General features: G+C 42.6%; 19 protein-coding genes, 1 tRNA gene, 1 pseudogene and 1 CRISPR repeat array. Of the genes and pseudogenes, 13 read left to right on the forward strand and 8 right to left on the reverse strand.

Features of this window, described 5'->3' with window-relative positions:
* Nucleotide 1 precedes the first annotated feature (1 nt).
* The 3 genes from ADU37_RS09300 (at nucleotide 2) to ADU37_RS09310 (ending at nucleotide 4,098) form a co-directional block, all read left to right on the forward strand.
* Nucleotides 2-1,342 carry an acetate--CoA ligase family protein gene (locus ADU37_RS09300; RefSeq protein ID WP_058947319.1) on the forward strand — a complete coding sequence of 447 codons (1,341 nt, stop codon included), beginning with the start codon at nucleotides 2-4 and terminating at the stop codon, nucleotides 1,340-1,342.
* Between the two features lie 18 nt (nucleotides 1,343-1,360).
* Complete coding sequence (locus ADU37_RS09305; protein WP_058947320.1) at nucleotides 1,361-1,876, forward strand: flavin reductase family protein; 516 nt, start codon at nucleotides 1,361-1,363, stop codon at nucleotides 1,874-1,876.
* Between the two features lie 485 nt (nucleotides 1,877-2,361).
* Nucleotides 2,362-3,076: direct repeats of the CRISPR family, unit length 30 nt; unit sequence GTTCCAATAAGACTTCAAAAGAATTGAAAG.
* Nucleotides 3,077-3,123: 47 nt separating this feature from the next.
* Entirely contained in the window at nucleotides 3,124-4,098 is a 975-nt protein-coding gene (locus tag ADU37_RS09310) for a bifunctional N(6)-L-threonylcarbamoyladenine synthase/serine/threonine protein kinase (RefSeq protein WP_058947673.1), read from the forward strand.
* Nucleotide 4,099: 1 nt separating this feature from the next.
* Here ADU37_RS09310 and ADU37_RS09315 read toward each other — a convergent pair whose 3' ends face one another.
* Genes ADU37_RS09315 through ADU37_RS09345 form a run of 7 tightly spaced genes read right to left on the reverse strand, consistent with a single transcriptional unit; the run spans nucleotide 4,100 to nucleotide 13,533 of the window.
* Entirely contained in the window at nucleotides 4,100-4,930 is an 831-nt protein-coding gene (locus tag ADU37_RS09315) for an NAD(+) kinase (protein ID WP_058947321.1), read from the reverse strand.
* A gap of 4 nt (nucleotides 4,931-4,934) precedes the next feature.
* The gene (locus tag ADU37_RS09320) at nucleotides 4,935-5,948 is read right to left on the reverse strand and encodes a flippase-like domain-containing protein (protein WP_058947322.1); all 1,014 of its coding nucleotides are present in this window, start codon (nucleotides 5,946-5,948) and stop codon (nucleotides 4,935-4,937) included.
* Nucleotides 5,948-7,099 (reverse strand): RsmB/NOP family class I SAM-dependent RNA methyltransferase, encoded by a 1,152-nt coding sequence (locus ADU37_RS09325; protein WP_058947323.1) that lies wholly within the window; start codon nucleotides 7,097-7,099, stop codon nucleotides 5,948-5,950. Before ADU37_RS09325 ends, ADU37_RS09320 begins: the two co-directional genes overlap by 1 nt.
* Nucleotides 7,100-7,107: 8 nt before the next feature.
* On the reverse strand, nucleotides 7,108-7,620 hold the full coding sequence (locus ADU37_RS09330; RefSeq protein ID WP_058947324.1) for a DUF3201 domain-containing protein: 513 nt from the start codon (nucleotides 7,618-7,620) through the stop codon (nucleotides 7,108-7,110).
* A gap of 46 nt (nucleotides 7,621-7,666) precedes the next feature.
* A complete protein-coding gene (locus tag ADU37_RS09335) occupies nucleotides 7,667-8,554 on the reverse strand; it encodes an LEA type 2 family protein (protein ID WP_058947325.1) in 888 nt (295 codons plus the stop codon).
* A gap of 33 nt (nucleotides 8,555-8,587) precedes the next feature.
* Complete coding sequence (locus ADU37_RS09340) at nucleotides 8,588-11,290, reverse strand: COG1361 S-layer family protein (protein WP_058947326.1); 2,703 nt, start codon at nucleotides 11,288-11,290, stop codon at nucleotides 8,588-8,590.
* The gene (locus ADU37_RS09345) at nucleotides 11,287-13,533 is read right to left on the reverse strand and encodes a hydrophobe/amphiphile efflux-3 (HAE3) family transporter (protein WP_058947327.1); all 2,247 of its coding nucleotides are present in this window, start codon (nucleotides 13,531-13,533) and stop codon (nucleotides 11,287-11,289) included. Before ADU37_RS09345 ends, ADU37_RS09340 begins: the two co-directional genes overlap by 4 nt.
* A 93-nt stretch (nucleotides 13,534-13,626) precedes the next feature.
* Between ADU37_RS09345 and ADU37_RS09350 the strand changes: the two genes are divergently transcribed.
* The 8 genes from ADU37_RS09350 (at nucleotide 13,627) to ADU37_RS09385 (ending at nucleotide 18,068) form a co-directional block, all read left to right on the forward strand.
* Nucleotides 13,627-14,157, forward strand: coding sequence for a GbsR/MarR family transcriptional regulator (locus ADU37_RS09350; protein WP_058947328.1), 531 nt, complete (start codon nucleotides 13,627-13,629; stop codon nucleotides 14,155-14,157).
* Nucleotides 14,158-14,190: 33 nt separating this feature from the next.
* Nucleotides 14,191-14,697 (forward strand): CDP-2,3-bis-(O-geranylgeranyl)-sn-glycerol synthase, encoded by a 507-nt coding sequence (locus tag ADU37_RS09355; RefSeq protein ID WP_058947329.1) that lies wholly within the window; start codon nucleotides 14,191-14,193, stop codon nucleotides 14,695-14,697.
* A gap of 61 nt (nucleotides 14,698-14,758) precedes the next feature.
* Nucleotides 14,759-15,028: a ubiquitin-like small modifier protein 1 gene (locus ADU37_RS09360; protein WP_058947330.1), complete on the forward strand. Its 270-nt coding sequence runs from the start codon at nucleotides 14,759-14,761 to the stop codon at nucleotides 15,026-15,028.
* A gap of 1 nt (nucleotide 15,029) precedes the next feature.
* A complete protein-coding gene (locus ADU37_RS09365) occupies nucleotides 15,030-15,728 on the forward strand; it encodes a ThiF family adenylyltransferase (RefSeq protein WP_058947331.1) in 699 nt (232 codons plus the stop codon).
* Nucleotides 15,718-16,161, forward strand: a complete 444-nt coding sequence (locus tag ADU37_RS09370) for a molybdenum cofactor biosynthesis protein MoaE (protein ID WP_058947332.1) — start codon at nucleotides 15,718-15,720, stop codon at nucleotides 16,159-16,161. Before ADU37_RS09365 ends, ADU37_RS09370 begins: the two co-directional genes overlap by 11 nt.
* Before the next feature lie 310 nt (nucleotides 16,162-16,471).
* Nucleotides 16,472-16,960 (forward strand): adenosine-specific kinase, encoded by a 489-nt coding sequence (locus ADU37_RS09375; RefSeq protein ID WP_058947333.1) that lies wholly within the window; start codon nucleotides 16,472-16,474, stop codon nucleotides 16,958-16,960.
* A 40-nt stretch (nucleotides 16,961-17,000) separates the two neighbouring features.
* Entirely contained in the window at nucleotides 17,001-17,561 is a 561-nt protein-coding gene (locus ADU37_RS09380; protein ID WP_058947334.1) for an XTP/dITP diphosphatase, read from the forward strand.
* Between the two features lie 54 nt (nucleotides 17,562-17,615).
* The gene (locus tag ADU37_RS09385; protein ID WP_058947335.1) at nucleotides 17,616-18,068 is read left to right on the forward strand and encodes an Lrp/AsnC family transcriptional regulator; all 453 of its coding nucleotides are present in this window, start codon (nucleotides 17,616-17,618) and stop codon (nucleotides 18,066-18,068) included.
* Between the two features lie 91 nt (nucleotides 18,069-18,159).
* On the opposite strand, the gene ADU37_RS09390 is transcribed toward ADU37_RS09385, so the two are convergent.
* Nucleotides 18,160-18,299: transfer RNA gene (locus tag ADU37_RS09390), tRNA-Trp, on the reverse strand.
* A 123-nt stretch (nucleotides 18,300-18,422) separates the two neighbouring features.
* Here ADU37_RS09390 and ADU37_RS09395 point away from each other — a divergent pair.
* A pseudogene (locus tag ADU37_RS09395) lies at nucleotides 18,423-19,071 on the forward strand (IS6 family transposase).
* A gap of 731 nt (nucleotides 19,072-19,802) precedes the next feature.
* A complete protein-coding gene (locus ADU37_RS09405; protein ID WP_058947337.1) occupies nucleotides 19,803-24,533 on the forward strand; it encodes a DUF3883 domain-containing protein in 4,731 nt (1,576 codons plus the stop codon).
* The last annotated feature ends 379 nt before the right edge of the window (nucleotides 24,534-24,912 follow it).

The raw sequence follows: 24,912 nt of genomic DNA on the forward strand, positions 1-24,912 counted from the left end.
GATGGACTTTTTCTTTTATCCTTCATCGGTAGCAGTTTTCGGCTCTTTCAAGAAGGGCGCGATAGCTTACGAGATACTGAAGAATACAGTTGAAGGGGGCTTTAAGGGAGAGATTATCCCCGTGAATCCCAAAGGGGGAGAAGTCGAAGTGGCTGGGAGGAAACTTAGAATTGCAGAAAAGCTTGAAAAAGATGTTGACGTTGCTATAATAGCGATTCCCGCAAAGCTCGTCCCCTCTCTAATTGAGGAAATCGGAGGTAGGATTAAAGGGGCGGTGGTTATAAGTGCTGGATTTAGTGAGACAGGCAATGTTGAGCTTGAGAGGGAACTCGTTGAAAAGGCTCGAGAGAAGGGAGTAAGAATCATTGGGCCCAACTGTGCCGGAATTTTTGGAGTTCATGCGGAGTTCTTCGGTTCCTTTGAGGTCAGGGTCAGGAAGGGGGGCCTGGCCTTAATCTCCCAAAGCGGAGCCTTCGGCGGTGCAGCCCTGGCTATGGGAAATGAGGAAGGCATAGGATTCTCTGCCTTTGTTTCTTACGGCAATGCGGCAGATTTAACGGAGAGCGACTTCTTGAGGTACTTTGCCGACGATGAGAACACCAAAGTAATAGCCCTCTACATTGAAGGGGTAAAAGATGGGAAGAAGTTTGTAGAAGCTTTGAAATACGCCACTTCCAAAAAACCCGTGATAATTCTCAAGGCTGGAAAAAGTAAAAGCGGCAGCAAAGCAGCCCAAAGCCATACCGGAAGTTTGGCAGGCAGTTACGAAATTTACAAAGGTGTTTTTATGCAGTTCGGGGCAATAGAAGTTGAAGAGATGGAGGAGCTCTTTGATGCGGCAAAAATCTTTGAGATGTACGAGAGTGGGGGGAAGAGGATAGCCATAATAACAAATTCCGGCGGTCCCGGGGTTTTGGCCACTGACAAGGCCGAGAAGCTGGGGTTGGAGATTGCAAAGCTTGAAGAGGAAACCATAGGGGAGCTCAAAAAATTCCTGCCTCCACAGTGCTCAACAAAAAATCCAGTTGACCTAATAGCAGATGCAGACTACGAGAGGTACAAAAAAGCGATAGAGGTGGTTTGTAAAGATAAGAACGTTGACAGCTTACTCGTTATCTGCGTTCCGCCGATATTTATGCCGAGTGAGGAGATAGCAAAAGCCATCATAGATGCCAAGTGCAACAAGCCGATTGTGGTTAACTTCATGGCAGGAGAACTCGTGAGGGAAGGGGTGAAGATTTTAAATGCCCACGGATTCAAAAACTTCTCAACGCCAGAAAGGGCAGCCAAAGCCCTCTACTGGCTCAGCTTAAGAAGGGCTTTTAAAGAACAAAGGGAATAGAGATAGGGGGTGAGAGGGATGTACCACTTAATTTACCCGATGAGAACTTATTTAATAGTTTCAGGACAGGGAGAAGAAACAAACGTCATGGCAGCCGACTGGGTGACCGTTCTTTCTCACAGGCCTACCTTAATAGGGGTAGCCGTTTCTCCAAAAAGATACTCCCATAGGTTGATCTCCAAATACAAGGAGTTTGTCATCAGCGTTCCAAGTTTGGAAATGCTTCGAGACGTCTGGATAGCGGGAACAAAAAGCGGGCCATCAAAGCTTAAGGAGATGAGCATAACCTTAGTTAACTCCACTAAAATAAAAACACCAAGCATAAAGGAGGCGTTGGCGAACATAGAATGCAAGGTGGTGGATGCTAGGGATTACGGGGATCACACGTGGTTCGTGGGTGAAATCGTTGGCTACACCTACAAAGAGGGAGCTTTCAAGAACGGGAAGCCAGACGTTATGGAGGCAAACTTTCTGGCACATGCGGCATGGACGGACTTCGTTACCTTCGAGAAGAAGATTTATAAAACAGAATAATCTTCGAATATCATTATATCACGATGTAAACTGATATTTTTGAATTTTTCAGCTTTTTCCGTTCGTATTTTGATTTTTAGCCTCCAAGGTTGCTTTGGGTGTTTTTAGTAACTGAAGGTTATTATCGAACAAGGAGTTATGATATTTTGAGGTTTTTGTAACGAAATTTTTTCGAGTTTTTGAGCGAAGGCTTCTCAGGAATTATTTAATGTCCTCTCCTCGCGGGAATTCGACCATTTTTAATTTAAAGTGTTTTTATTAGCCTATTTTTAATTTTAGCCTTCGTTCTGTCTCTGGAAGTCTCGTGGACAAGACTGGACATGGGAGAAAAAGAGTAAGTTCAGGCGAGCGAGTGTTTCGGAGTCTTTTCTGAGGGCCCGGATTCGAGCTTTTTGAGGGGAGTTTTATCAACCCTTTGACGAAAAGCTTATAAGATTCAAGCCATCTAATTACTTTGTAAGGAATTTCAAGGAAAATTCACCCCTGTTCCAATAAGACTTCAAAAGAATTGAAAGTCTCTCACATATAATGTAACTTCTGACAATGCATTTTCAAGTTCCAATAAGACTTCAAAAGAATTGAAAGACGGAGCAGTGCATGTAAAGAACGTGGCCGGGACTGGTTCCAATAAGACTTCAAAAGAATTGAAAGCTTTTGCTCCGGCAAAAGCTTGTGGGCAGTCAAGTTGGTTCCAATAAGACTTCAAAAGAATTGAAAGAGGACTGCTACTGTCTGTGGGACTTTTAGGTTAAGGGTGTTCCAATAAGACTTCAAAAGAATTGAAAGTAGGGCATGTCGAATGTCGTCCCTTACTGCGTAATCTAGTTCCAATAAGACTTCAAAAGAATTGAAAGACTGTCACGACTACGGGTATCAACTTTGTTGACATAACGTTCCAATAAGACTTCAAAAGAATTGAAAGGACGGCTTTAGCCTCCCCGCCCAGCACACATATGAGCTCTAGTTCCAATAAGACTTCAAAAGAATTGAAAGGGCAATGGGTATACTGTCTCAGTTGCGTATATTTCGTGTTCCAATAAGACTTCAAAAGAATTGAAAGTCCCCGGCTTGCGGATGACAATTCTGTCCGGGTAGACCTCCGTTCCAATAAGACTTCAAAAGAATTGAAAGCCCTGTAGCCTTCCTGTTCACACTATCCCAACTCTCAATGTTCCAATAAGACTTCAAAAGAATTGAAAGCTCTTTAATGAACAACACTTTTAAACCCTCTCCAAATATCTCTTTTGATGATAGCGTTAGGGATAGAGGGAACGGCACATACACTTGGCATAGGGATTGTGACGGAAGATAAAGTTCTCGCCAACGTATTTGACACTCTCACAACCGAAAAAGGTGGCATACACCCGAAGGAAGCCGCTGAACACCATGCAAAACTCTTAAGACCCCTTCTAAAAAAAGCCCTCAAAGAGGCTAAGATTAGCATAGGGGATGTAGATTTAATTGCTTTCTCCCAGGGGCCGGGTTTAGGGCCGGCTTTGAGGGTTGTGGCAACTGCCGCAAGGGCCTTAGCTATAGGATACAACAAACCAATTGTTGGAGTCAATCACTGCATCGCCCACGTGGAAATTACAAAGATGTTCGGAGTAAAAGACCCTGTTGGTCTTTACGTAAGCGGGGGCAACACTCAAGTGCTGGCTTTGGAGGGCGGGAGATACAGGGTTTTTGGAGAAACCCTCGACATAGGCATAGGGAACGCCATAGATACGTTTGCCAGAGAGCTCGGTTTGGGATTTCCTGGAGGGCCAAAGATAGAAAAGCTCGCTCAGAAAGGGGAAAAATACATTGAGCTCCCCTATGCCGTTAAGGGCATGGATTTAAGCTTCTCCGGAATTTTAACGGAGGCCGTTAGAAAATACAAGACTGGGAAGTATAGGGTTGAAGATTTGGCGTATTCTTTCCAAGAAACGGCCTTTGCAGCTTTGGTTGAGGTTACCGAAAGGGCTGTAGCGCATACAGGAAAAGAGGAAGTAGTCCTTGTGGGAGGAGTTGCCGCCAATAACCGCTTGAGGGAAATGCTTAGGATAATGTGCGAGGATAGAGGTGTGAAATTCTTCGTGCCGCCTTATGACCTATGCCGGGACAACGGGGCGATGATAGCCTATACCGGCCTGAGGATGTTCAAGGCCGGCATAAAGTTTAGCCTTGAAGAGACGATAGTCAAGCAAAAGTTTAGAACCGACGAGGTGGAGGTAACCTGGTAGCTTAAAACTTCTTCTTTATCTTCAACGTGTATTTTGGGTAGATTCTTTTCGAGAACCTCACGAACCTTGTTTTTCTCGGGGACTTCTCAATTCTTATTCTCGAATGGGGTGGAAGTTGGGTATAGAACTGTCCATCAACGGTGAGGATAATTTCCCTTTCCGTCAATACCTCTATCTCAATTGATGAAGAGTCCGGGACAACAAGGGGTCTTGCGGTAAGGGCGACTGGAGCTAGGGGGACTAGGAGAATAGCATGCAACCGAGGATCAACTAAAGGGCCTCCAGCTGAAAGGGCGTAAGCCGTTGAGCCTGTAGGAGTTGATATTATCAACCCATCGGCCCTTATCTCCTCGGCAAGCTCCCCGTCGATGTAGTATTTGAGGTGGGTTATCTTACCCGGAATTCCGGTTAAAACCACAACGTCGTTAAGCGCATCGGGGATTTTCAACCCCTCAACAAAAGTTCTGATTTTCATCCTCTCATCTATAAAATAGTCCCCCTCAAGAACTCTGGAAATAGCGAAAAAAGTTTCTGCAGGTTCAACCTCTGCCAAAAATCCCAAAGTCCCCATGTTTATTGCCAAAATGGGGATATCCTTAGGAATTTTGTGCTCGACCCTTAGAACACTTCCATCTCCTCCAATGACTATCATCATGTCAACGTCCATTCTCTCAAGGGGGATTACATCGTCGGGAGAAAAATGTGGAAAATTCTCATGGGCCTCTTCATCAACGTAAACATCATAACCACTTACCTTGAGAAAGTCGTATACCCTATATGCAAGCTTCAAAGCCTCCTCACGATCTCTTCGAGCGGCGATTCCAAACTTCATGATCTCACGCTCTGTCCTTGCCTAGCTTTGTGCCGAGATAAGCGCTCAATCCTCCCCCAATAATTGTTGGGAGCCAGAAGGATATAAACCTATCTAAGATGGTTGCAGTGACTGCTAAACTCTTATTGATCCTCAAGCTGAGATAGAGGGCAGAGTTAACTGCCTCCGTTATTCCCACTCCTCCGGGGAGGATACTTATCATTCCCAGGGCAATGCCGGCCATTTGAACAATTAAGATTTTTTGGAGCTCAAGATGGTATCCGATGCTCTCAAAGACAAAATAGGTTCTGAGCAGCATGAAAACCCAGAGGGCTAAAGAATAGAACAACGTCTTGCCCAGCACAACGGGGTCTTTGGAAAGCTCCACGAAAGTTTTCCTGAAATCTATTATAGATTTTTTGAGCTTTTCTTCAAGCGTCTCCTCTACCCCCGCAAATTTTTCTGGGAATATACGCTTTATAACCCCTGCTATTTTATTAAGCACCCTAAAAGCCAGAGTCTCATTCAAAGAAATCATAAGGCTTATAATCACTATCAAAAGGAGCACCAGTGTTGAGATGGAAAGAACAGACAGCAAGAGCTTTATCCTTAATGAGAGAGCATATTTGAATGCGACAAGGGTGAAAAGCAGAACGGGAATGACATCCAGAATCCTATCGGCCATTATGGTTGCAAAAACCTGGCCATAACCGCTGTTGGACTTTTTGGTTATCACGTACATTCTAGCCGGCTCTCCTCCGGCTCTAGCACCGGGGGTTAGATTGTTTGCAAATATTCCCACTATGGTGGCAATTATAACGTCCCTTATCCGAACCTTCACTCCGGCTCTTTTTAGAAATATTCCCCACCTAAAAGCCCATGCAAGGGTTGCAAGAATTTGCATAAGCAATGCCAAGAGAAAGTATTCGGGCTTGGCTTCCATCACAAGCTTCAACGTCTCCTCTATTCCGGCCCACCATATAAGTGCCATTATAACCCCAATCCCAACAAAGATCATGAGGGAGTTCCTTTTCTTCATCAGCTCACCTTCCTTAGCTTTGCAATGAAGAAGCCTTGGGTGAGGTGCTTATGGGGATAAAAGCGTTGTACCTCCTTTATCCCCAATCCGGGTGAGCCTATAAAAATTTTCTGCTCCTCAAGTTTTAGCCCCTTCTTTAGCATATACTGCACATTTCCCTCATTTTCCTCGTAGCTTAAGGTGCATGTGGAGTAAACAAGTATCCCCCCTCTTCTAAGGCTATTTATTGCGGCGTTTATGAAATGCCTCTGGTACCTTGCCGTCGCTTCAATTTCCTTTGGCGTTTTGCCTTCCCAGAGCTTTGGCCTCACTCCCAGAGCCGTGCACGGAGCATCCAGAAGGATTTTGTCGGCCTTAATCCCAAGATCCGGCAGATTTCTTGAGTCCATTTGAAGGAGCTTAACATTTTTTACCCCGAGTCTCTTGAGCTCTTTCTCCATTTTGGCAAGTCTGTTTTTTGATTTGTCTATTGCTATTATCTCCCCCCTGTTTTCAAGGAGCTGTGCTATGTGAGAAGTTTTTCCACCCGGGGCAGCTGCCATATCAATTATAAGGTCTTCTTCCTGTGGTTCCAGAATATGGGCAACAACCATGGAAGGAAGGCTTTGCGCATAGAAATAGCCCTTCTCATAGGCCTTCAACTCATTCAGACTCGGTAGTTTGAATTTGGGGAGGGTTACTTCAACGGCTATTCCCCTTGTGGCAACCACCATCTCCTTGGCGCTCATCCGTGCAATCCCTATGCCCACGAGAAGTCCTTTTGGATCCCTGATCTGGACTTCATCTCCCTCTTTTATCCCTTTATCGGCCTTTAATACGCCGGGAGCATAGAGCTGAGCCCCCTGGTAAACGCTCTCCGCTGCAAATTTATTTGCAATGACTTCTGGCAACTTAGGTTCATAGTCGTCGGAAAAATTCGGACCTTCCCTTTCAAAATAGATGCCTTCCTCAAGATATGGACTTCTTTTTGGTTTTAGCCCTTCTTTTCTAAGCTCTTCCATGAGCTTCTGCCTGCTTATCTTGAGTGTGTTGACCCTTATGTAGTACTTCTCTACCGGCTCCCTTAGCTTTTTCATTATCTCCTCCGCTTCACTCCCAAAAAGGTTGTAGTAGTACCTCTGTAACTCTTCTGGAAAAGCTTCCTTGTACATGAAATCACCTAAATCTCAAGGGTCTCATATCGTTTTGCCAGTTCTATAAATTCGAGGAGCTTGTTTTCAATATCTTGGCTATCTTTGGCCTCGACCTCAAACTGAAAAACCTGTTCTTGACTTTTTTCTATTTCTCCATAAACTTCATCGGGGTTTCTGGGGGTGTTGTGATTGTAGATGTCCTCCAAAAAGTTTTCCGTCCCGTAAATATAGCTTTGCGGGAATTTCTTGAGAAACTCAACGACAAATTCTTTGGTTATTTTTTCCTTAGGAATCGCAAACACGAAGTAAAAGCTCTGAATCGTTGCCCCCACTTCTCCCTGGGGTTTTATCTCAAAGGCGGGATGAGGATAGAGCATTTCCCTCCACTCGCCCTCAAGAAAAATGTAGGCATTGAAAACTTCCTCCACAGGCTCAACCTTAAAGCCAAGGGGCCTAAGCTTTTCCCTCAGCACCTCGTTTAACTCAAAAATCTCGCCCCAGATTTTGTTTAGATGATTGTGAATTTCGATCATTCTCATCCTCCCACCTCAAGGAAAAATAGAAGGGAAAATTTAAAGGTTTAGGTCAACCCAAAGCCAGGTTCAGCTGTTCAATTATGTTCGTCTCAACTCTCTTCTTGATTTCTGGGAGCGGCATCTCCATTTCCTGGTTGAGCACCTTCACACTTAGAGTGAGCTTCAGCGTTACCTCGCTCCTCTCCCCTCTCTTTATGTGCTCTGCAATTACCTCTGGAAGAACGTTCGTGTCAACTACCGTTCTTATTTTTGCCGTGCCCCTGCCGTTTGCTGGGATTATGACTTTCTCAAGGAGCTCTCCCTGTGCTACTTGGTACCCATTGGCATCTATGTAATATTTAACCCCAAAAAGGGGCAGGGGGAAAGGATTGGGGTTGTAAAGCTTTAGATCGCTTAGAATCTCAATGCTATTCTCGTTTATTTCTCCCCATTTAGATGGCATTCCCTCTATTGCGGGAGTTTTGATTAAGTCCCCGGAGCTTTCTATCGTTATATTGCCAATGTAGGAGAGCAGGTCAGTCTTGAGTGGCTGTGAAAAACTTCCCCCAATGATTGGAATGCCAAATATTGAACCTCTCACCTCTATCTTGATATCACTCTGCTCCCCGTTTCTTATGTGCTCCTTTAGGGCTTCAACTATCTCTCTGTTTTTAAGAACAAGCACTCCCCTCGCACTGTCCTTTAAGAATCCAATTTTCAGGTCTTTTAGCGTGCCCACCTTTATTCCTGCCCAGTATAAATCCGCTTCCTTAATATTTATCGAAATCGGGAGGGATTTCCCAAAATATACTGCTGCGTCAAGTTCAATAGTGTTCTCATCAACATATCCCCACTCGGCTCTTATTTGGGGGGTTAGAGTAATTAGCGTATAGCCCAAGTAAGCTACCCAAAGAAACACGATGAGTCCTATAACCCCAAGTATCTTGCCTATGCCCATAGCTTTCACCTAAAAATTGAAAAAATTGAAAGCTTAAAAGGGTTTGCCACCTTTTTTCCCTCTCCAGTACGTCCATAAGATTACTACCAGAGCTAGAATCCCGACAAACACCCCAACGGTTCTCAGATTCCTTTTTGTCTTTATATTTTCCTTAACGGGAATTGTAATTGATTCCTCGAAGACGTACACGTTGTCGTCTCCGCTCTCTTTATCACCAACTGCCCTGATCCTTACCTGAATCGTGTAATCTTTGGGAATGGCGTTGTTTGCAATGCTCAGCTCCAAAACACCTTCCCCTTCTTTGCCCGGGTCAAGAGTTCCAATGTAATCGGATCTCTTTGAGAGTGTGAAGGGCTGATCGGCTTTCACAACGCCTTCTATTATCACGTTTTCGGCCTGCTCTCCACCGATGTTTTTGACCCTTATGTACACAAGCACCTCCTCACCCTGCGTGGGTGTTTTGTCAAAACTGACCTTCTCAACGGTTATCTTTGGTTTTTCATTCACTATTACTGGTATCTTGATTGTGTCCTCTCTAACATTGCCCGATGAGTCTTTGTATTCCATCTTTATCGGGATTTCGTAGGTTCCGCCTTTTGCCCCCTCTCTAACGTTTACTTTGAAGCTAGCTTTTGCTGAGTCCCCTTGTCTTAGAGTGCCTATGTTTATTATCTGCTCGCTCGTCTCACTTAATTCGAATGGATCCTCGGGCATTGGTTTTAGGATTACGTAACGAGCACCTCCACTGCCTATGTTCTCCACTTCAAAGTTTATCTCCACGTTGTTTGTTCCAGCCAAAACCCTGCTCGGAGACGTTGAAACCTTTGAAATTATTATATGCTCCCTGCCGAGAATTGGTATGCCAATTAACCTGTCTTCCGTTAGTTTTTCGTCATTTGGTGTGCTAAGATACTCCAGCGAAACCTTTAGGGGATAAATACCGTTTTCGAGCCTTTCATTTGCCTTTAAGTGAAACTCCAGAATCTTCTCTTCTCCCGGAACTAACTCGGGTAAGTACTTTACGTTATCCTCTCCAATGGGCAGGAAAGCATCGATGTTCTCCCTAGCGAGCTGCTCCATTATTTGGTTTATGGCAACTTGAAGGTTTTCGCTCATACTCTGGCTTCCCTGTATCGGAAGGTTCTGGAGGAAAGAGAGATCGACTTTTGTAACATCTCCGGGCACACTCACTTCGCTCGGCTCTATTCTGAAGGAAAAAGCCCTTGCCCTCTCTTCGCCTACGTTTTTCACCTTTACCTTGAGCACAAACTCATCTCCAGGCTCTATTGCCTTTGGATCCATTTCAACACTCTCAATCTCGATAAAGGCTTGATTTCTTCTCACAACTTGAATTGAAAAGTCAAAGGTCTGCTCCCTCTGCTCTTTTGAATCACCGCTGTAGTAGGTAACCTTCAGCCTCATCGGATAGCTTCCTGTGGAGGCATCTTCACTCACGTGCAGCCTGAACTTATACTCCATGACCTTGTTGGTTCCCACTATGTAGGTAAAGTGCTGCTTTGTTGTGTTATCGATTAATATCGCCCCATTTTGGAATTCCAAAGAGGGAGAGAGATCAACAAGCACCTCTTTTGCCGGCTCGAAACCAAGGTTTCTAAGACCAATGGTTACCTCAAAATCCTCTCCCGGGTGAACTGCTTCGGGTTTTTCGATGTTCTCTATCTCAAAAGTTGCTTCCCCCTCTCGAATTACGGTTATGGAGAAATAATCAAAACCTTGCAACATTTGCAAATTCTCTCCTCTCTGCACGTAATATGCAAGTGAAATGTAGAGGGGATAAATACCGGGAGCGATGTTTTCATTTACCTTGAATTTGAACTCAATTACTTTCTCCTCTTTTCCGTCAAGATATTCTACGTACTTCACCGCGCTATCAACCGGCAAAAGAACACTCTGCACAACTCCGCTCTGGGATGCAACTTGGGCTATTACCTCACCTGCCCCTCCACCGGAAGGAGCCAATGAAACCGGTGTCGGGGACACAACCACCGTGATAAACCTTGCCTTTAACGCCCCTTCATTCTTTATGTGCACTTTAACGGTTATTTCATCACCCGGCCTAACTTTCTTCGGAGTTTCAGCCCACGCCGTAAGGTATGCCGGTATCATCGAGGCTTTCCATTCAGAAGGGCCGCTTATGCTTATTCTTGCACCGTTTGGATAAATCTGAAGGGCTGTAATAGCCACTTTCTCCCCATCAACCTCAACTTCTATGGTCTCGTTTTCACCTATGAGGCTTATATTGGGATAAGTGACCGTCATAAGAAGGTCTTCTTTCGAGATACCCAGTTCGGGATGCTCTTCGACGGTTTTGAACACCGCATCCACAATCTCCTCTTGGGAGGCACTGCTGAGCCACAGATAGAATTGAGCTAACTCTATGAGATTTGTTGTGTTGTAGCCGAGAGTTTCTGCCATTGCGTAGAGGAAGGTAGTATTTGTGAGAAGCTTTTGTATTTTTTCTGGGTTGGGGACTTTAAACGAGGTATAGTTCATGTTGAGTACCTTGTTGTCCTTTATGATGAGTATCATGGCCTTGTACCCGTTCTCTACGTAGTCCTTCTGGACATCCTGGAGGACAACCACAAGCGGTCCTACGAGTATTGAGTCGCCTTTGTTGAGATAACCCTCAAAGAGAAGCTCTTCCTCAGCCATAACAAGATTAAAACCCCCCATGACAATCAGCAGCACCAGTATAGGTCCGAGGTATTTTCTCATTTTTCCTCACCCCTTATCTTTTTTCCATAAAACAGCTGGAGCAAAGCAGGTGTTACCGTAAAAGCGGCAAACATTGAAGCGAAGATTCCAACCGCTAGAGTTTTTCCAAAGTCGTGTATTGCGGTGAGCTCTCCACTAAGCAAAGCTAAAAATCCTCCAGCCGTAGTTAAAGCCCCAACCAAGATCCCGGGGCCAACTCCTTCGACAGCAGAGATTAAGGGATACGGATTGCCCTCCCTAAGTTCTTCCAAAAACCTGTGGGTGAGGTGCATTCCGTAGTCAACTCCAAGACCAACTATCATCGAGATAACCCCAGCTAAAGTTTGAGTGAAAGGTATGCCCGCGAGCCCCATGTAGCCAACGGTCCAAAGGGCACCAAGGAACATGGGGAGTATCATCGCAATCGAAACTAACGGCCTTCTGAAGAGCAGTATAACTACCAGCACAACAAGAACGCTACCATAGGTGGATATTTTGCCGAGCTCTTGATTTGTAAGGCCATCTAAAACGTAGTTTAGGTACAAATCTCCAGCGGGTCTTATCTCAACTCCCGGGGGAAAATCAGCGTTTTTTGCCTGCTCTTCAAAGTAGCGCATAATAGCCCTAAAGTCATCCGGCCTAACTCCACCGAAGTTACCCCTTAGCTGAATCAGAGTCATCGAGTAGTCCTCATTTATGGGAGCTCTACCCTCTTTTATGGCCTCCTTTATTTTTTCCTTGTCTTCGGGAATGTAACCGTATTTTCTGACAACTACATCCGCTATGCTGTTGGTCTCAAAGACATTGTTGTAATGAGAATCTGCAAGTATCTCCTGCTCAAAGCGGTATATGTCCCTCACTATTGTTGGGTCCCTTACATCGTCTGCCTTCACTATTAAATCCAGCTCGTCCTGGCCTCCGAATTCATATCTAACATTCTTCATGGCCTCAATTTCTGGTATGCCTTCGGGAATCATTTTCTCAAGTCTGACCTCCGTTGTCACCTGAGTTAAACCATAGAGAAACACGAGGGTAATCAGAGATACAATAAGCAGAGTTGTTTTTGGATGTCCCTTAATGATCCTGCCAAGGGTGTTAAAGGACTTAGCAATAAAACCCGAATGAGCCCTTATCTCCGGAACTTCGTGTTTGCCTGTGATTTTCTTCATAATATCCTCGTAGAGGATTATAAGTGAGGGGGTTATTACAACCGCATTTATTGCTGCTAAGCTGAGGCCCATTATCAAGACAAAGCTTAGCCTTTGAAGAGAGGGGAGGAGAGAAAAGGCCAGTGCAAAAAATCCCGCTATAGTCGTTAGAGCTGCTCCCAATAGGGCCTTCCCCGTCTCTGCCACGGCTTCTTCTGCAGCCTCTTCAATACCTCTACCCTTTTTCCTTTCCTCAAAATAACGGTTGGTTACGTGAACTCCATAATCAATCCCCATTCCAACTATCATTGCCCCAACTACGGTAGTTACCATGTCTATTGGAATCCCAAGCAGTCCCATAAAACCAAGGGTCATTGTTACGCCAAATACCAGAGGTATAAGGGGAAGCATTGCCCTAAAAACGGATTTGTAAAAATAGATCAGCAGAAACGCCACGAAGAGGAAGGCAATTGCCATTGTCCTGTTTAGATCACCTTGAAGCATTGCCAAGATTCTATACGTGATTCCAATTGTTCCGGTTTGAATAACCTCCACATTTTTTGGGAAGCGTACCTCATTTATATCCCTCTCAATGTCCTCATAAACCCTCTGCACCGCTTGAGATCCAGAGCCCGCAGTAAGAGCGGCTATTACAATGGTCGTTCTGTAATCGGAGCTTATCAACCCCTGCAGGGCTTCTGGGGGGAGAGTATTCAAAACAAATCTAACTTCTTCTTCGTTCTCAGGCAATCTGCCAAGAATTTGAATAAAAATATCAGCAATGCTTGTCGTGTCCGTTACATATTCGTGCTCCCTTAAACGCTCCTCGAGCTCGTAGATTGACTTTATAACCTCGGGATCCCGAATATCGTAAACCCCTCCCTCTTCAATAGATGCCACCTTGACAATTATAAGAGCAGAATCCCCACTTTGAAATTCATTTTGGAGTGTCAAATAATCTCTCACTGCCGGTAAATCTTGGGGAAGCTGTTTAGTGAGGTCACTTTCGAATTCCAGCAGCTGTACCCCGTATACGGAGAGAACTAGCAAGAATAGAGCTACCAATGAAAACGCCACCCTGTATCTCACTATTACCCTCGCGAGCCTCTTGAGCATTCTCCCACCTCTGAACTTTTGAACTTTCGGAATTTTCCGAAAGATTTATAGCCTTCAAATTTTAAAAACATTGTGGAGATAGGAGGTGAAGGCATGGGTGTTGAGGAGGCTAAGAGGATCATGATGGAGCATTTCGCAAATACCGCAAGGAAATTTGGATTGAGCGAGCTCTACGGATATATCTATGGAGTTCTCTTCTTTGAAGACGAGCCTTTAAGCCTGGGAGAGATTGCGGAGAGAACGGGATACTCGCTTTCTCATGTGAGCACTGCATTAAAGTTGCTGGAAAACATCGGGCTTGTAAAAAGGCTCAAAAAGCCAAGGGACAAGAGGGCATATTATAAGGCAATAAACAATATTCGGGAGTGGAGGAAAGAGGCCTACTATAAAAAAATAGAAGAAGACGTAAGGCAGACCAGAGAAAACCTTTTGAAGGCTTTGAAGGAAGTGGAAAACGATAAAAGCGAGGAGGCAGAAAAAATACGGCAGAGGATAGAATTTGCCCTTCAAAGAAACGCGATTACGGAAAAAATCTTAAACATATTTCTGAAACATGAGGATGAAAAAGCCCTTAAAGCCCTTCTTGAGTGCCTCGAAGAAAAGCTAAATAGTGAAAACCCTTAAAAACAAGCCCAAGTTAATTAGGCCGGTGGTTAAATGAATGAACTGCTCGAGGCTTTTTGGTACATTCTCCCAGCGTATTTTGCAAATGCCTCCCCGGTAATCTTCAAAGGCAAAATACCAATGGACTTTGGAAAGAGTTTTGTCGATGGAAGAAGAATTCTTGGCGATGGGAAAACCTGGAGGGGCTTTTTCGGAGGACTTTTTACGGGAGTTTTAATAGGGATTATTCAGTATCAAATCCGGCCCGATTTTTATGGCTCGTTTCCGATTGCCTTAAAACTTGCTTTTGCACTCTCCTTTGGGGCTCTTCTCGGAGATCTGATCGGGAGCTTTGTTAAGAGGAGAATAGGTATGGAAAGAGGTTATCCGGCAGTTGGTCTCGACCAATGGGGCTTTTTAGTCTCTGCACTGGTTTTAGCCTATCCAGTAAAAACTCTCACGACTGGGCAGGTGTTGTTCCTTTTCCTTGTAACTCCCTTCATCCATTGGGGGGCCAACGTTTTGGCGTATAAGCTGAAGTGGAAAAGCGTTCCGTGGTAGGCACTTTTGTTTTATGACAAACCTTTTATAAACCACGCTGGTAATTTTGGATGGTGAGAGGATGAAGGTGAAAGTAAGGTATTTTGCCCGCTTTAGGGAGCTAGCTGGAAAGGGAGAGGAGGAAATTGATCTTCCGGACGGAAGTAAGATAAGAGACCTTGTTGAGAAGATAAAAGAACTCCATCCTGAGTTTAAAGGGGAGGTTTTCGGCGAGGACTACGATGACAGCGCAGATGTGAACATCTCAAGAAACGGCAGATACGCTTCTTTCGATGAGGAACTAAAAGATGGTGACATTGTAGCTTTATTCCCACCCACGAGTGGTGGATAACATGCTAACGGAAAAAGAAATGGAAAGATACGACAGACAGATCAGGATTTTCGGGGTTGAAGGGCAGGAAAAGCTCAAGAAGAGCAAGGTGGCCGTTGTAGGTGTGGGAGGGCTTGGAAGCCCCGTCGCTTATTATTTGGCGGCTGCGGGAGTAAACCTCCTGCTCATAGATGAGCAACTCCCAGAACTGAGCAACTTAAACAGGCAGATTCTTCACTGGGAAGAAGACTTGGGGAAGAACCCAAAGCCACTATCAGCTAAATGGAAGCTTGAGCGCTTTAATTCCAGTGTGAAAATAGAGACCTTTGCTGGAAAGCTCACAAGAGAGAACGTAAAAGAGGTTCTCAAAAACGTCGATGTTATTGTTGATTGCCTGGACAACTTCGAGACGAGATACCTTCTGGATGAGTTTGCCCATAAAAGTGGAATTCCCCTTGTTCATGGAGCCGTTGAGGGCCTTTACGGGCAGGTAACCACCATTATTCCGGGAAAAACAAAAAGTCTCAGGGATATTTTTCCCACTCCTCCAAAAAAGAAAGAAAAGTTCCCAATTTTGGGGGCAACAGCTGGAGTTATAGGAACCATACAAGCGGCGGAGGTTGTAAAGCTCATAACCGGGAAGGGTGAAGTACTGGCAAATAAACTGCTTATCGTTGATTTAATGCACAATTCCTTTGAGGTGATAGACCTTGAAGATTAAACTCTTTAAAAAACCCGAGGATTTTGACATTGCTGAAGCCATTGAGCTGGTTTCGTCTCCAAAAAGTGGAGGAATCGCGATATTTCTCGGAAGAGTTAGAGACGAAAGCCACGGTAGGAGGGTTAAAAAGCTCATTTATGAAGCCTACGAAGAGATGGCGATAGAAGAGATGAAGAGAATTCGAGAGGAGGCACTGAAAAAATTCCCAATACTGGATATGCTCATATGGCACCGGTATGGAGAGCTTGAAGTTGGAGAGAACACGATTCTTATAGTGGCCGCTGGAAAGCACAGAAAAGAAGCTTTTGAAGCCTGCATGTGGGCGGTGGATGAAGTAAAGAAGAGGGTTCCGATATGGAAAAAAGAAGTGACCGATGAAGGTGTGTTTTGGATTGAAGGAGAGAAAGCAATACCCGACAAAAAGGTGCATTAGGCTCCTTTTTAACTGTTGTTTATTGTAATTAAGAGACAATGAATAACAGTAAATTAATAAAACACCGTTACCTTCGTAAAAAGACCCCGGGAGGATATCACCAACAAATGTTAGGCCTATTGGGGAATTCTATAGTTGAGAGTGCAGAGATTCTGGAAAGTGGGAAAGGAAAACATAGAAGGCTGCAAACTCTGTCCATTTATATCCACGGGTCATTACTGAAGAGCGCTGTCCACTGGATCATCCTTTAGGAGATAATGCCCAAAAAAGTTTTATGTGATGAAAAATTAAGTAGTAGATGGTGATGGGAATGGTCAAAATAGAGGTTGTAGAGGTAGAAAAGCCCGAAGGAGTAGAGTGCATAATCGGTCAGGGAAACTTCTCAATCTTCACAGTTGACGACTTGGCAAGGGCTCTTCTCACTGCAGTCCCCGGAATAAAGTTTGGAATTGCAATGAACGAGGCAAAACCACAGCTAACGAGATACACCGGGAACGATAAAGAACTCGAAGAACTGGCTGCAAAAAATGCTTTGAAGATTGGAGCGGGCCACGTTTTTGTAATACTCATGAAAAATGCCTTCCCAATAAACGTGCTCAACACCATCAAAAATCATCCGGCAGTGGCCATGGTCTACGGTGCCAGTGAAAACCCCATGCAGGTCATAATAGCTGAAACAGAACTCGGGCGCTCCGTTCTCGGAATAGTGGATGGAAAAGCCGCAACTAAGATTGAGACCAGCGAACAGAAGAAAGAAAGAAGGGAACTTGTCGAAAAAATTGGCTACACTATAGATTAGCTTTTTAATATTTCACCTCTTTTCTCTTTGGGTGAAAACAATGCGACTGGTTTTTGTAACGTCCAACAAGGGGAAAGTCGAGGAGGTTAGAAAATACCTTTCCCCCCTGGGCGTAGAGGTTGTGCAGAAGAATGTAAAATACCCGGAGATACAGGCAAACACCCTTGAAGATGTTGTCGCTTTTGGAGTAGAGTGGTTAAAGGATCACATAACAGAGCCGTTCTTCATAGATGACTCCGGCCTTTTTATCGAGAGTTTAAAGGGGTTTCCCGGAGTCTACTCGGCCTACGTTTACAAAACCTTAGGGAACGAAGGAATTCTCAAGCTTATGGAGGGAATTAAAGACAGAAGAGCATACTTTAAAAGCGTGATAGGGTATTACGATGGGGAGCTCCATATGTTTACGGGAATTGTGCACGGAAAAATAATCAACGAGAAACGCGGCAGTAAGGGATTTGGGTTCGACCCAATATTCATGCCGGAAGGCCACAGCAAAACATTCGCCGAGATGGAAATAGAGGAAAAAAATGAAATCTCCCACAGGGGGCTTGCTCTGAGGGAGTTCGCACGATGGCTAAAAGAAAACCTTAAAAAGGATTGAATGACAATAAAAACCGATGTTTTATTGAAAATTTGACAATTATGGGGGATTTGCATGAGTGAGGTGTTGGACACAATCGATTTAAAACTGTTAAAAGAGCTTAAGGAGAATTCGAGGGAAAATATAGCCACCCTAAGCAAAAATCTGGGCATCCCAAGGACAACGGTTCACTACAGGATAAAAAAGCTCGTAAGTGAGGGCATCATAGAGAAGTTCACTATCAAACCCAATTATAAGAAGCTCAATCTAGGAACTACAGCATTCGTCCTTGCCAGGTATGAACCCGATTCAGGGTTAACACAGAGGGAAGTTGCCAAAAGGATCGCCCAAATTGAAGAAGTTTATGAAGTTCACATAATTGCTGGAGAATGGGATCTCTTGATAAAGGTTAGGGCCCCTTCAGCTGAGGACATTGGAAAGGTTGTTATTGATAAGCTTAGAGAAATAAAAGGCGTTGGACAAACCGTAACTATGGTCTCCTTCGTTACCGTGAAAGAAGAACCCTAAAGCGGGCGATGATTGACGTTCTCCTTTCTGATTTTTATGATGAAGTAGCAAGAAATGAGCCTGCAAAATCGTTTTTATTTTCAAAACAAATTGGTGGGGGCGCGGGGATTTGAACCCCGGTCCGCGGGTTTCTCCGGGTCAGAGCTCCAAAGGCTCATCCCCTATCAGCAAACCCGCTCGTCTTCACACCTCTGGAGCCCGCGATGATGGACCAGGCTACACCACGCCCCCGTCAATAACACTAAAGCCAACACCAATTTATAAACTTTACGACATACTGTTAGATACTGTTAGGATAAGCAGAGGGGGCGTTAGGTTTAAGTTTCTGATACTTCTTCAGAAAAAGGGGGAGAGATGAGAGCTGAAATCATCCTATACTGCTTGTTTTCAGCCTTAAAACCTTTTCGCCGGAACAAAATCCCAGCAGAAAAGAAAATCTGGGCAGTAGAATTATTGCAGGGCCTCAGTTACCGGCAAGTTGGAAGAATACTGGAAATCAGCCACACAAGAGCCGAAACAGTTCAAAAACTAGCGGAAGCAATTTACAAGCCAAAAATCCTCGCAGTGAGGAAACAGAGGAATTTTATCGCAGTTGATGAGACTGTAATAAAAATCAATGGACAGAAAAGATTTCTCTGGGCTGCGATTGATGTTGAAAGCAAAGAAATCCTCGCAGTCTGGATTACAGCCACCAGAAACTGGTGGGTTGCTAGAGATTTTATTCTGGTTGTTTTAAAGTCCTGCGAGGGTCAGCCTGTTTTTCTGATTGATAATGCTAGGGTACAAGTCTGCTTTTAAATCCCTTGGGCTGGCTTATGTTCACGTAACTTTCGGGCCAAGGAATAGTATTGAGCGTTGGTTTAGGACTGTGAAGGAGCGGACAAAGCGTTTCTGGAATAATTTCAGAGCTGAGAACTGGAGGAGGGTTCAGTGGTTTATTTTTCTGTTTGCCTTCTGGTATAATTTTGTCAGGATTCATTCTCGGTTTAATGCTCCGCCTTGAAACATCGCTGAATGGGTTCAGGAGGTGATACCCAAGTTATCCTAACAGTAGAGACTGTCAAAATAAGAATCTTCAAAGCAAAATAGAAAAAGATTCAGACTAAAAGTCTCGGCCACAATCCTGTATTATCTCGGAATCTCCCCAGAAAAATAAGCAGCTTTATGACAGTATTCCAGATAATGAGTCACAAGGCTATCTTTCGTTTGGATTGTCGTTGACATGGATACTCGAGAAGTCCTACTGTTTACATTTCTGGGAGAGAAACAGTTTAGACACTTACTTGTTCTTGACTCAAGCTCTCAAGTATTGTGAGGGTGAGCCCGAGTTCGTGGTTGATAAGGGCCCATGGTATCCGTGGGCTTTTCAGAGGTTGAGGTTTAGACAAGAGGGGTTTGGTGAGCAGAGTGTTGTTGAATCTGTTCTCTCTTTGCTGATATTCACGTGCAATCCACACGAAAACTTGAGGACTCGAGCCAAGAACAAGTATAGTGTCTAAACTGCTCTACCTCCGAGAAACGCGGACAGCCAAGACTTTTCGAAAGAGAAGAACCGAGAGATTTTGGAACATTTTCCATACAGGTTCTCCTTTGCCTCTGTTTGGAGCTGGCTGGAAAGTTTCTTTACAGTCCCAGATTATTTTGATAATCCCAACAAAGTTAAGCAAAATCTTTAAATGCTTTTCAAGTCCTATAAAATCTGTCTGAATACAAAAGCTATGGAGGAAGGGGGTTGTGGGAAACATTAACCCCCAAAGCAAATCAATGATGGAACCAAAGGATGTAATTAGGAAAATTCGAGAGGAACTATTTGGAATTGGTATCGACTCCAGTGGATTACCTGAGAATGTAAAAAATTACATTCGACGCAATGATGAGTTTAAAAGGGATGCCGCAAAACTTGCCGAAGATATTCATACTAAAAAGCCCCATTTTATTTTTGAATTGATTCAAAATGCAGAAGACAATGAATATGAAAAGGACGTGATTCCAAAAATCAAATTTGTTCTAACCTCAGATTATTTAATAATTCAAAATAATGAGACTGGGTTTAAAGAGGAGAATGTCTGGGCTTTGTGTAAAATTGGAGGTTCTACAAAAACAAACAAATCTCTTGGGTACATTGGTGAAAAGGGAATAGGATTTAAGTCCGTTTTTATGGTAGCAAACGAAGTTCAGATATTCTCAAATAGCTTTCAGTTTAGGTTTAAATACGACAAAAAGGATCCGCTAACAATGCTAATTCCAGAGTGGATCGAGCAGGTTCCTGATTTTGTTGATCTCACTCAGACAAACATTATATTGGTGCTAAATGACGAATCAAAGGCAGAAGCTCCTAAATATTTAGATGATATTCATCCTAATTTGCTATTATTCCTCCGAAAGTTAAGGATAATTGAAATTGAAGACCAGACGAGAGGTATATACAGAAGATTCGAACGTTTTGAAAAAGACAACGTGGTTGAGATTAAAATAGTGGAAAAGGTAGGCAAATTAAACAAAATCTCCATACTGAGGTGGTTTGTTGTCAAAAAACTTCTAACAGTGCCTCCTGAAATTTCTGAAGACAAACGAAAGGGTGTGAAAGAAACAGAAATAATCTTGGCATTCCCATTAAAAGAAGATGGCTCGCCAGATGATTCAAAGGAGCAACATGTTTTTGCCTTTTTACCTGTCAGAAAATATGGATTTAAATTCATCATCCAAGCTGATTTTATCCTTTCCATAACTCGGGAAGATATAAAAGAAGATAATATGTGGAATCTCTGGCTCAGAAATTCCATTATAGATGTTTTTATGGACGCTGTTAGGGAATTTAAGAAAGATGAAAAATTAAAATACAGCTTTTATGAATATCTTCCCCTCAATGAAGTTAAAGATGAGTTCTTTTTGCCAATAGTGGATGGGATATATAAACGACTTAAAGATGAAGAGTGCGTCTTAACAGAGGCCAACACATGGAAGAAGCCTTCAGAAGTTTTAATAGGTGATAAAGAAATAAAGAGAATAGTAACCAATGAAGATTTGCAGAAGTTCTTTGGAAGAGAATACGTATCAAACAAAATAAAAGCAAAAAAGGAGATTTTACGCAGATTAGGAGTTGAAGATTTTTCAATTGACTATCTGATTAGATGTTTAGAAAACACTGAGTGGCTTAAAAAACAGAGCGACGAATGGTTTGTCTTTCTTTTTAAGTATTTAAGCAATAAAAATCTCTCTAAGGAGCAATTAGAGAATCTAAGGAGTTTGAACATTATCAGATTGGAGAACGGGGGGTTAACTTCCATAAACAAAGGCATCGTGTTCTTCCCGATAGAAAAAGAGATAGAAAAAGAGAAAACTTATGGATTTGAGAGTGAACTTAGGATAATTAAGAGGGGTATCATCAATACTATTTTAAAATATAAGGAAGAGAGAGGTAAAATTTTTGAGTTCCTTGAAAAATTGGGAGTTCGGCATGCAACACCCTACGAGATTATTGAGAGCCATATCTTACCTGTCTATGAGAACGGTATGTGGAGAGGAAAGGACCCCGACATTCTAACGGGGTATGTAATGTTCATTAAATACCACTTAAACGAATACTACGAAGAAAGTGACAGGAGACTAAACGGAAATAGAAAGTGGTTGGAATCAAAGAAAGATCCATTAGAACGGCTTAAAAAGTCGCTTCTTATCCGCACTAATAGGAACAGTTATGACCATCCAGAAAACATATACCTACCCAAGAGTTACGGGAACGAGAATGACTTGGAGAGGTTATTTGAGGGTCTTAATGTAAGTTTTGTGCATCCGTGTTATCTTGAACAGGATATTAAGCATATCAATGATGAAATTGCTGAGTTAGAGAATAAACTGAAAGATAAGAGCAAAACATGGAAGAAAAAGCACAGAAAAGAAGTGAAGAAAATAGAAAAGAGGATTAAAGAGCTGGAAGAGAAAAGAAAGGAGAAAATTAGGGAATGGAAGGAGTTCTTTTTAAAAATAGGGATTCATGAGGTCCCGAGGGTTGAGGATTACGAAGGAAGTTGTGGATTAGTGGGGAATCCCCATACACGGTGTGCTTTCCAAATGGAACATGGAATACCAGAAGAGGAAATGGAGTATTCAACTAGAGGGCATACAATTAGAGACTGGATGCTCTCCCCAGAGTTTAGGAGTGTATTGGAAAAAGAAAATGCAGAAAACATGAAAATTTTATTGGCTATACTGGACAAATACTGGGACAAAGAATATTCAAAATACTTGAATATGAGTTACTACTGGTTCTATTATTACGAGCATCATAAGACAGTTCCTTCCTCGTTTATTAGGGAGTTAAAAGAAAGGATTAAGCTTCCTACAATACAAAATACCTTGGCGAGACCCTCAGAGGTATTCTTGGATAAACCAGAAATTCGGGAACTTTTAGGTGATACTGTTCCATATTTAGCAGTGGAGATTAAAAATGAAGAGCTTATTAAAGCCTTGGGTATCAACACGCGAGCTAACGTAAGGGGTGTGCTGAATTACTTAAAAGCTCTTGTTGAGCAGGGGGACACGGATAAGGAAAAATTTGAGAAACTGTATGAGTTCTTGGATAAGCATTTTGAGGAAGATGCAACTAATATTAGGAAGGAGTTTTCTGAAAACCCCCTGATTTTTGTCCCAAATGCAGAGAAAAAGTATTACAGTACTAAGGAAGTTATATGGAGGGACGTAAGCAATATTTTCGGCAAAAATAGAATATATTTGGAGAGATACTATCCCAAGCTCAAAAAGCTCTTTGTTGAGAAATTGGGCATAAGTGAAAGACCCACTCCTAAAGATTACGCTAATGTTTTGCTCTCTATATCCAGAAAAATTGAACTCTCGGATGAAGATAAAAAGACAATAGTAAAGATATATGAAGAATTGAACCGCAACTTGAATCCCGATAAAGTTGAGAACCCCATATCTCAGGAAGATTGGTGGAAGAACTTTATTCAGGAAGCAATTTTCCTAACGGATAAAGGCGAATTTAGGAGAAATCTTGGGGATATCTTCATAAATGATGATAATGAACTTTATGAACTGTTTAAAGACGAAGAAAACATACATTTCCTATGGTTGCCTAAGGACTATCACATAGACAAGATCAAATTTTTCATTGGAGCATGTGGTCTTCGCTATATATCTAAAAGCACCAAAGTTGAACCGCTGCTTGAAGAAGGCAAATATTCAAAAGATTATGAACTCACAGATCGCATTCGGGCTATCATACCCTATGTTTTGCGGTACCTTTATTGGAGAGAAAATGCAATCTATGAAAAACTCAAAAAAGAGGGAGTATTTGAGAAAATTAGAACGATTAAAGTCTATGCCGTAGAGACTCTAAAAGTTAAATATTCGACAGGTATTAGTGGAGGAGAAACGATAGATAAAGTTACCGAGAGAAAGTGTATTTACCATGATGGGAACTTGTATATTGAAAGAAACAATGCCAGCCTTAACGATCTTGCAGTAGAATTTTCCAAAGTGTTCGGTGAAGTTAAGGGTCTTGATTCATTCTTGTTGCTTATTATAAATACATCGGAAATATCGGAAATAGAAGAAATTATAAAGATACAAAAAATAGGGAAATTACCTGAGAATGATGCCGAGTTTCTAAGAAATGTTCTCAACACTGAAAAGATAGAAGAAAAGAAAGAAGAACTATTATCTGAAAAGAAACCAGAAAAAACGTTTTCTAAAGAAGAGGGTGAAGGTAGCGAAGAAACACCGCCTTCAATATCGACAGAAATTACCTCTCAACTGCTAACAGAACCAACAGGAGGAGAGAGTGTTATCGAAAGTAATAAAGGTATTCCAGATAAAACAAGAGAGAAAGAATGGACTCCAGAATTTTCTCCAGAGGAAGTTCCAGTTATGGTAGAAGAATACGATGTCCAAAAACAAAGCCAACTAAAGGAGGAAGGAGAAGAGCATAACAAAAAGTCTTCTATGGAAGAAATTCATCTTTTATCACCTCTTGGAACTACTGCTTCACCTGCAGAAACCTTGAGCAGAAAAACAAGAGAGGATATTGGACGATGGGGAGAAGAATATGCTTTAAGATGCATTAAATATGAATTAATGGAAAAATATCCAGATGCTATTGTGGTAGATACTGAACAAGGCTTTAGATTAGAAAGGGACGGTAATGTAGTTATGGAGGTGATATGGGAAAATAAAAAATGCGAAAGCGGCAAGCCTTATGATATTAAAATAATCGAGGAAGAGAGGGAAATTTTTGTCGAGGTGAAAGCTACCCCCTCAGCCACTAAGGGAACATTCCAGCTATCAGAGAATGAATGGAGTTTCATGAAAGAAAAAGGTGATAGATACTGTATCTATAGGGTATACAGGGCAGGAAGTGGCAATCCCAAAGTAACTAAGATTCAGAATCCAATAAAGCTTATATATAAAGGAAAAATCAAAGTGAAAAATGCAACTATAGAAATATAGAGGCCCATCTCTTCTTCTTACAATACTGTCAAAGCAAGTAGTTGAATGTCGGATTTGTTTTAGATTTAATTTTCTACCCCTTACTTTAGAAAAAGTCACGTAATATTCAGGCCAAGGGACAGTATTACTAACTCAAAACTATTAAAGAGCAAACAAAACGCTTCTAGAATAACTCCAAGAGTAGCAACTGGCAAAAAGTTCACTAGTTCTTGTATCTCTCTCCTTTCAGGTATAATTAGGGTTCATTCTCAGTTTGATGGACACTAGGCAATATTACTCAATGGCTCCAAGATGTGACATACCAAAGTTACCCTAACAGTAGCGTCAAAGGAACAGTAACGGTAAAAGACCTCATTGGAAGAGAAGTCAAAGTTCTGGC

Source organism: Thermococcus sp. 2319x1 (genome assembly GCF_001484685.1).
Lineage (GTDB): Archaea > Methanobacteriota_B > Thermococci > Thermococcales > Thermococcaceae > Thermococcus_A.

What these genes read in the sequence shown, in the direction of transcription:
- ADU37_RS09300 (WP_058947319.1), top strand. Translation starts at nt 2, where the DNA reads ATGGACTTTTTCTTTTATCCTTCATCGGTAGCAGTTTTCGGCTCTTTC.
- ADU37_RS09305 (WP_058947320.1), top strand. Translation starts at nt 1,361, where the DNA reads ATGTACCACTTAATTTACCCGATGAGAACTTATTTAATAGTTTCAGGA.
- ADU37_RS09310 (WP_058947673.1), top strand. Translation starts at nt 3,124, where the DNA reads ATGATAGCGTTAGGGATAGAGGGAACGGCACATACACTTGGCATAGGG.
- ADU37_RS09315 (WP_058947321.1), bottom strand. Translation starts at nt 4,930, where the DNA reads ATGAAGTTTGGAATCGCCGCTCGAAGAGATCGTGAGGAGGCTTTGAAG.
- ADU37_RS09320 (WP_058947322.1), bottom strand. Translation starts at nt 5,948, where the DNA reads ATGAAGAAAAGGAACTCCCTCATGATCTTTGTTGGGATTGGGGTTATA.
- ADU37_RS09325 (WP_058947323.1), bottom strand. Translation starts at nt 7,099, where the DNA reads ATGTACAAGGAAGCTTTTCCAGAAGAGTTACAGAGGTACTACTACAAC.
- ADU37_RS09330 (WP_058947324.1), bottom strand. Translation starts at nt 7,620, where the DNA reads ATGAGAATGATCGAAATTCACAATCATCTAAACAAAATCTGGGGCGAG.
- ADU37_RS09335 (WP_058947325.1), bottom strand. Translation starts at nt 8,554, where the DNA reads ATGGGCATAGGCAAGATACTTGGGGTTATAGGACTCATCGTGTTTCTT.
- ADU37_RS09340 (WP_058947326.1), bottom strand. Translation starts at nt 11,290, where the DNA reads ATGAGAAAATACCTCGGACCTATACTGGTGCTGCTGATTGTCATGGGG.
- ADU37_RS09345 (WP_058947327.1), bottom strand. Translation starts at nt 13,533, where the DNA reads ATGCTCAAGAGGCTCGCGAGGGTAATAGTGAGATACAGGGTGGCGTTT.
- ADU37_RS09350 (WP_058947328.1), top strand. Translation starts at nt 13,627, where the DNA reads ATGGGTGTTGAGGAGGCTAAGAGGATCATGATGGAGCATTTCGCAAAT.
- ADU37_RS09355 (WP_058947329.1), top strand. Translation starts at nt 14,191, where the DNA reads ATGAATGAACTGCTCGAGGCTTTTTGGTACATTCTCCCAGCGTATTTT.
- ADU37_RS09360 (WP_058947330.1), top strand. Translation starts at nt 14,759, where the DNA reads ATGAAGGTGAAAGTAAGGTATTTTGCCCGCTTTAGGGAGCTAGCTGGA.
- ADU37_RS09365 (WP_058947331.1), top strand. Translation starts at nt 15,030, where the DNA reads ATGCTAACGGAAAAAGAAATGGAAAGATACGACAGACAGATCAGGATT.
- ADU37_RS09375 (WP_058947333.1), top strand. Translation starts at nt 16,472, where the DNA reads ATGGTCAAAATAGAGGTTGTAGAGGTAGAAAAGCCCGAAGGAGTAGAG.
- ADU37_RS09380 (WP_058947334.1), top strand. Translation starts at nt 17,001, where the DNA reads ATGCGACTGGTTTTTGTAACGTCCAACAAGGGGAAAGTCGAGGAGGTT.
- ADU37_RS09385 (WP_058947335.1), top strand. Translation starts at nt 17,616, where the DNA reads ATGAGTGAGGTGTTGGACACAATCGATTTAAAACTGTTAAAAGAGCTT.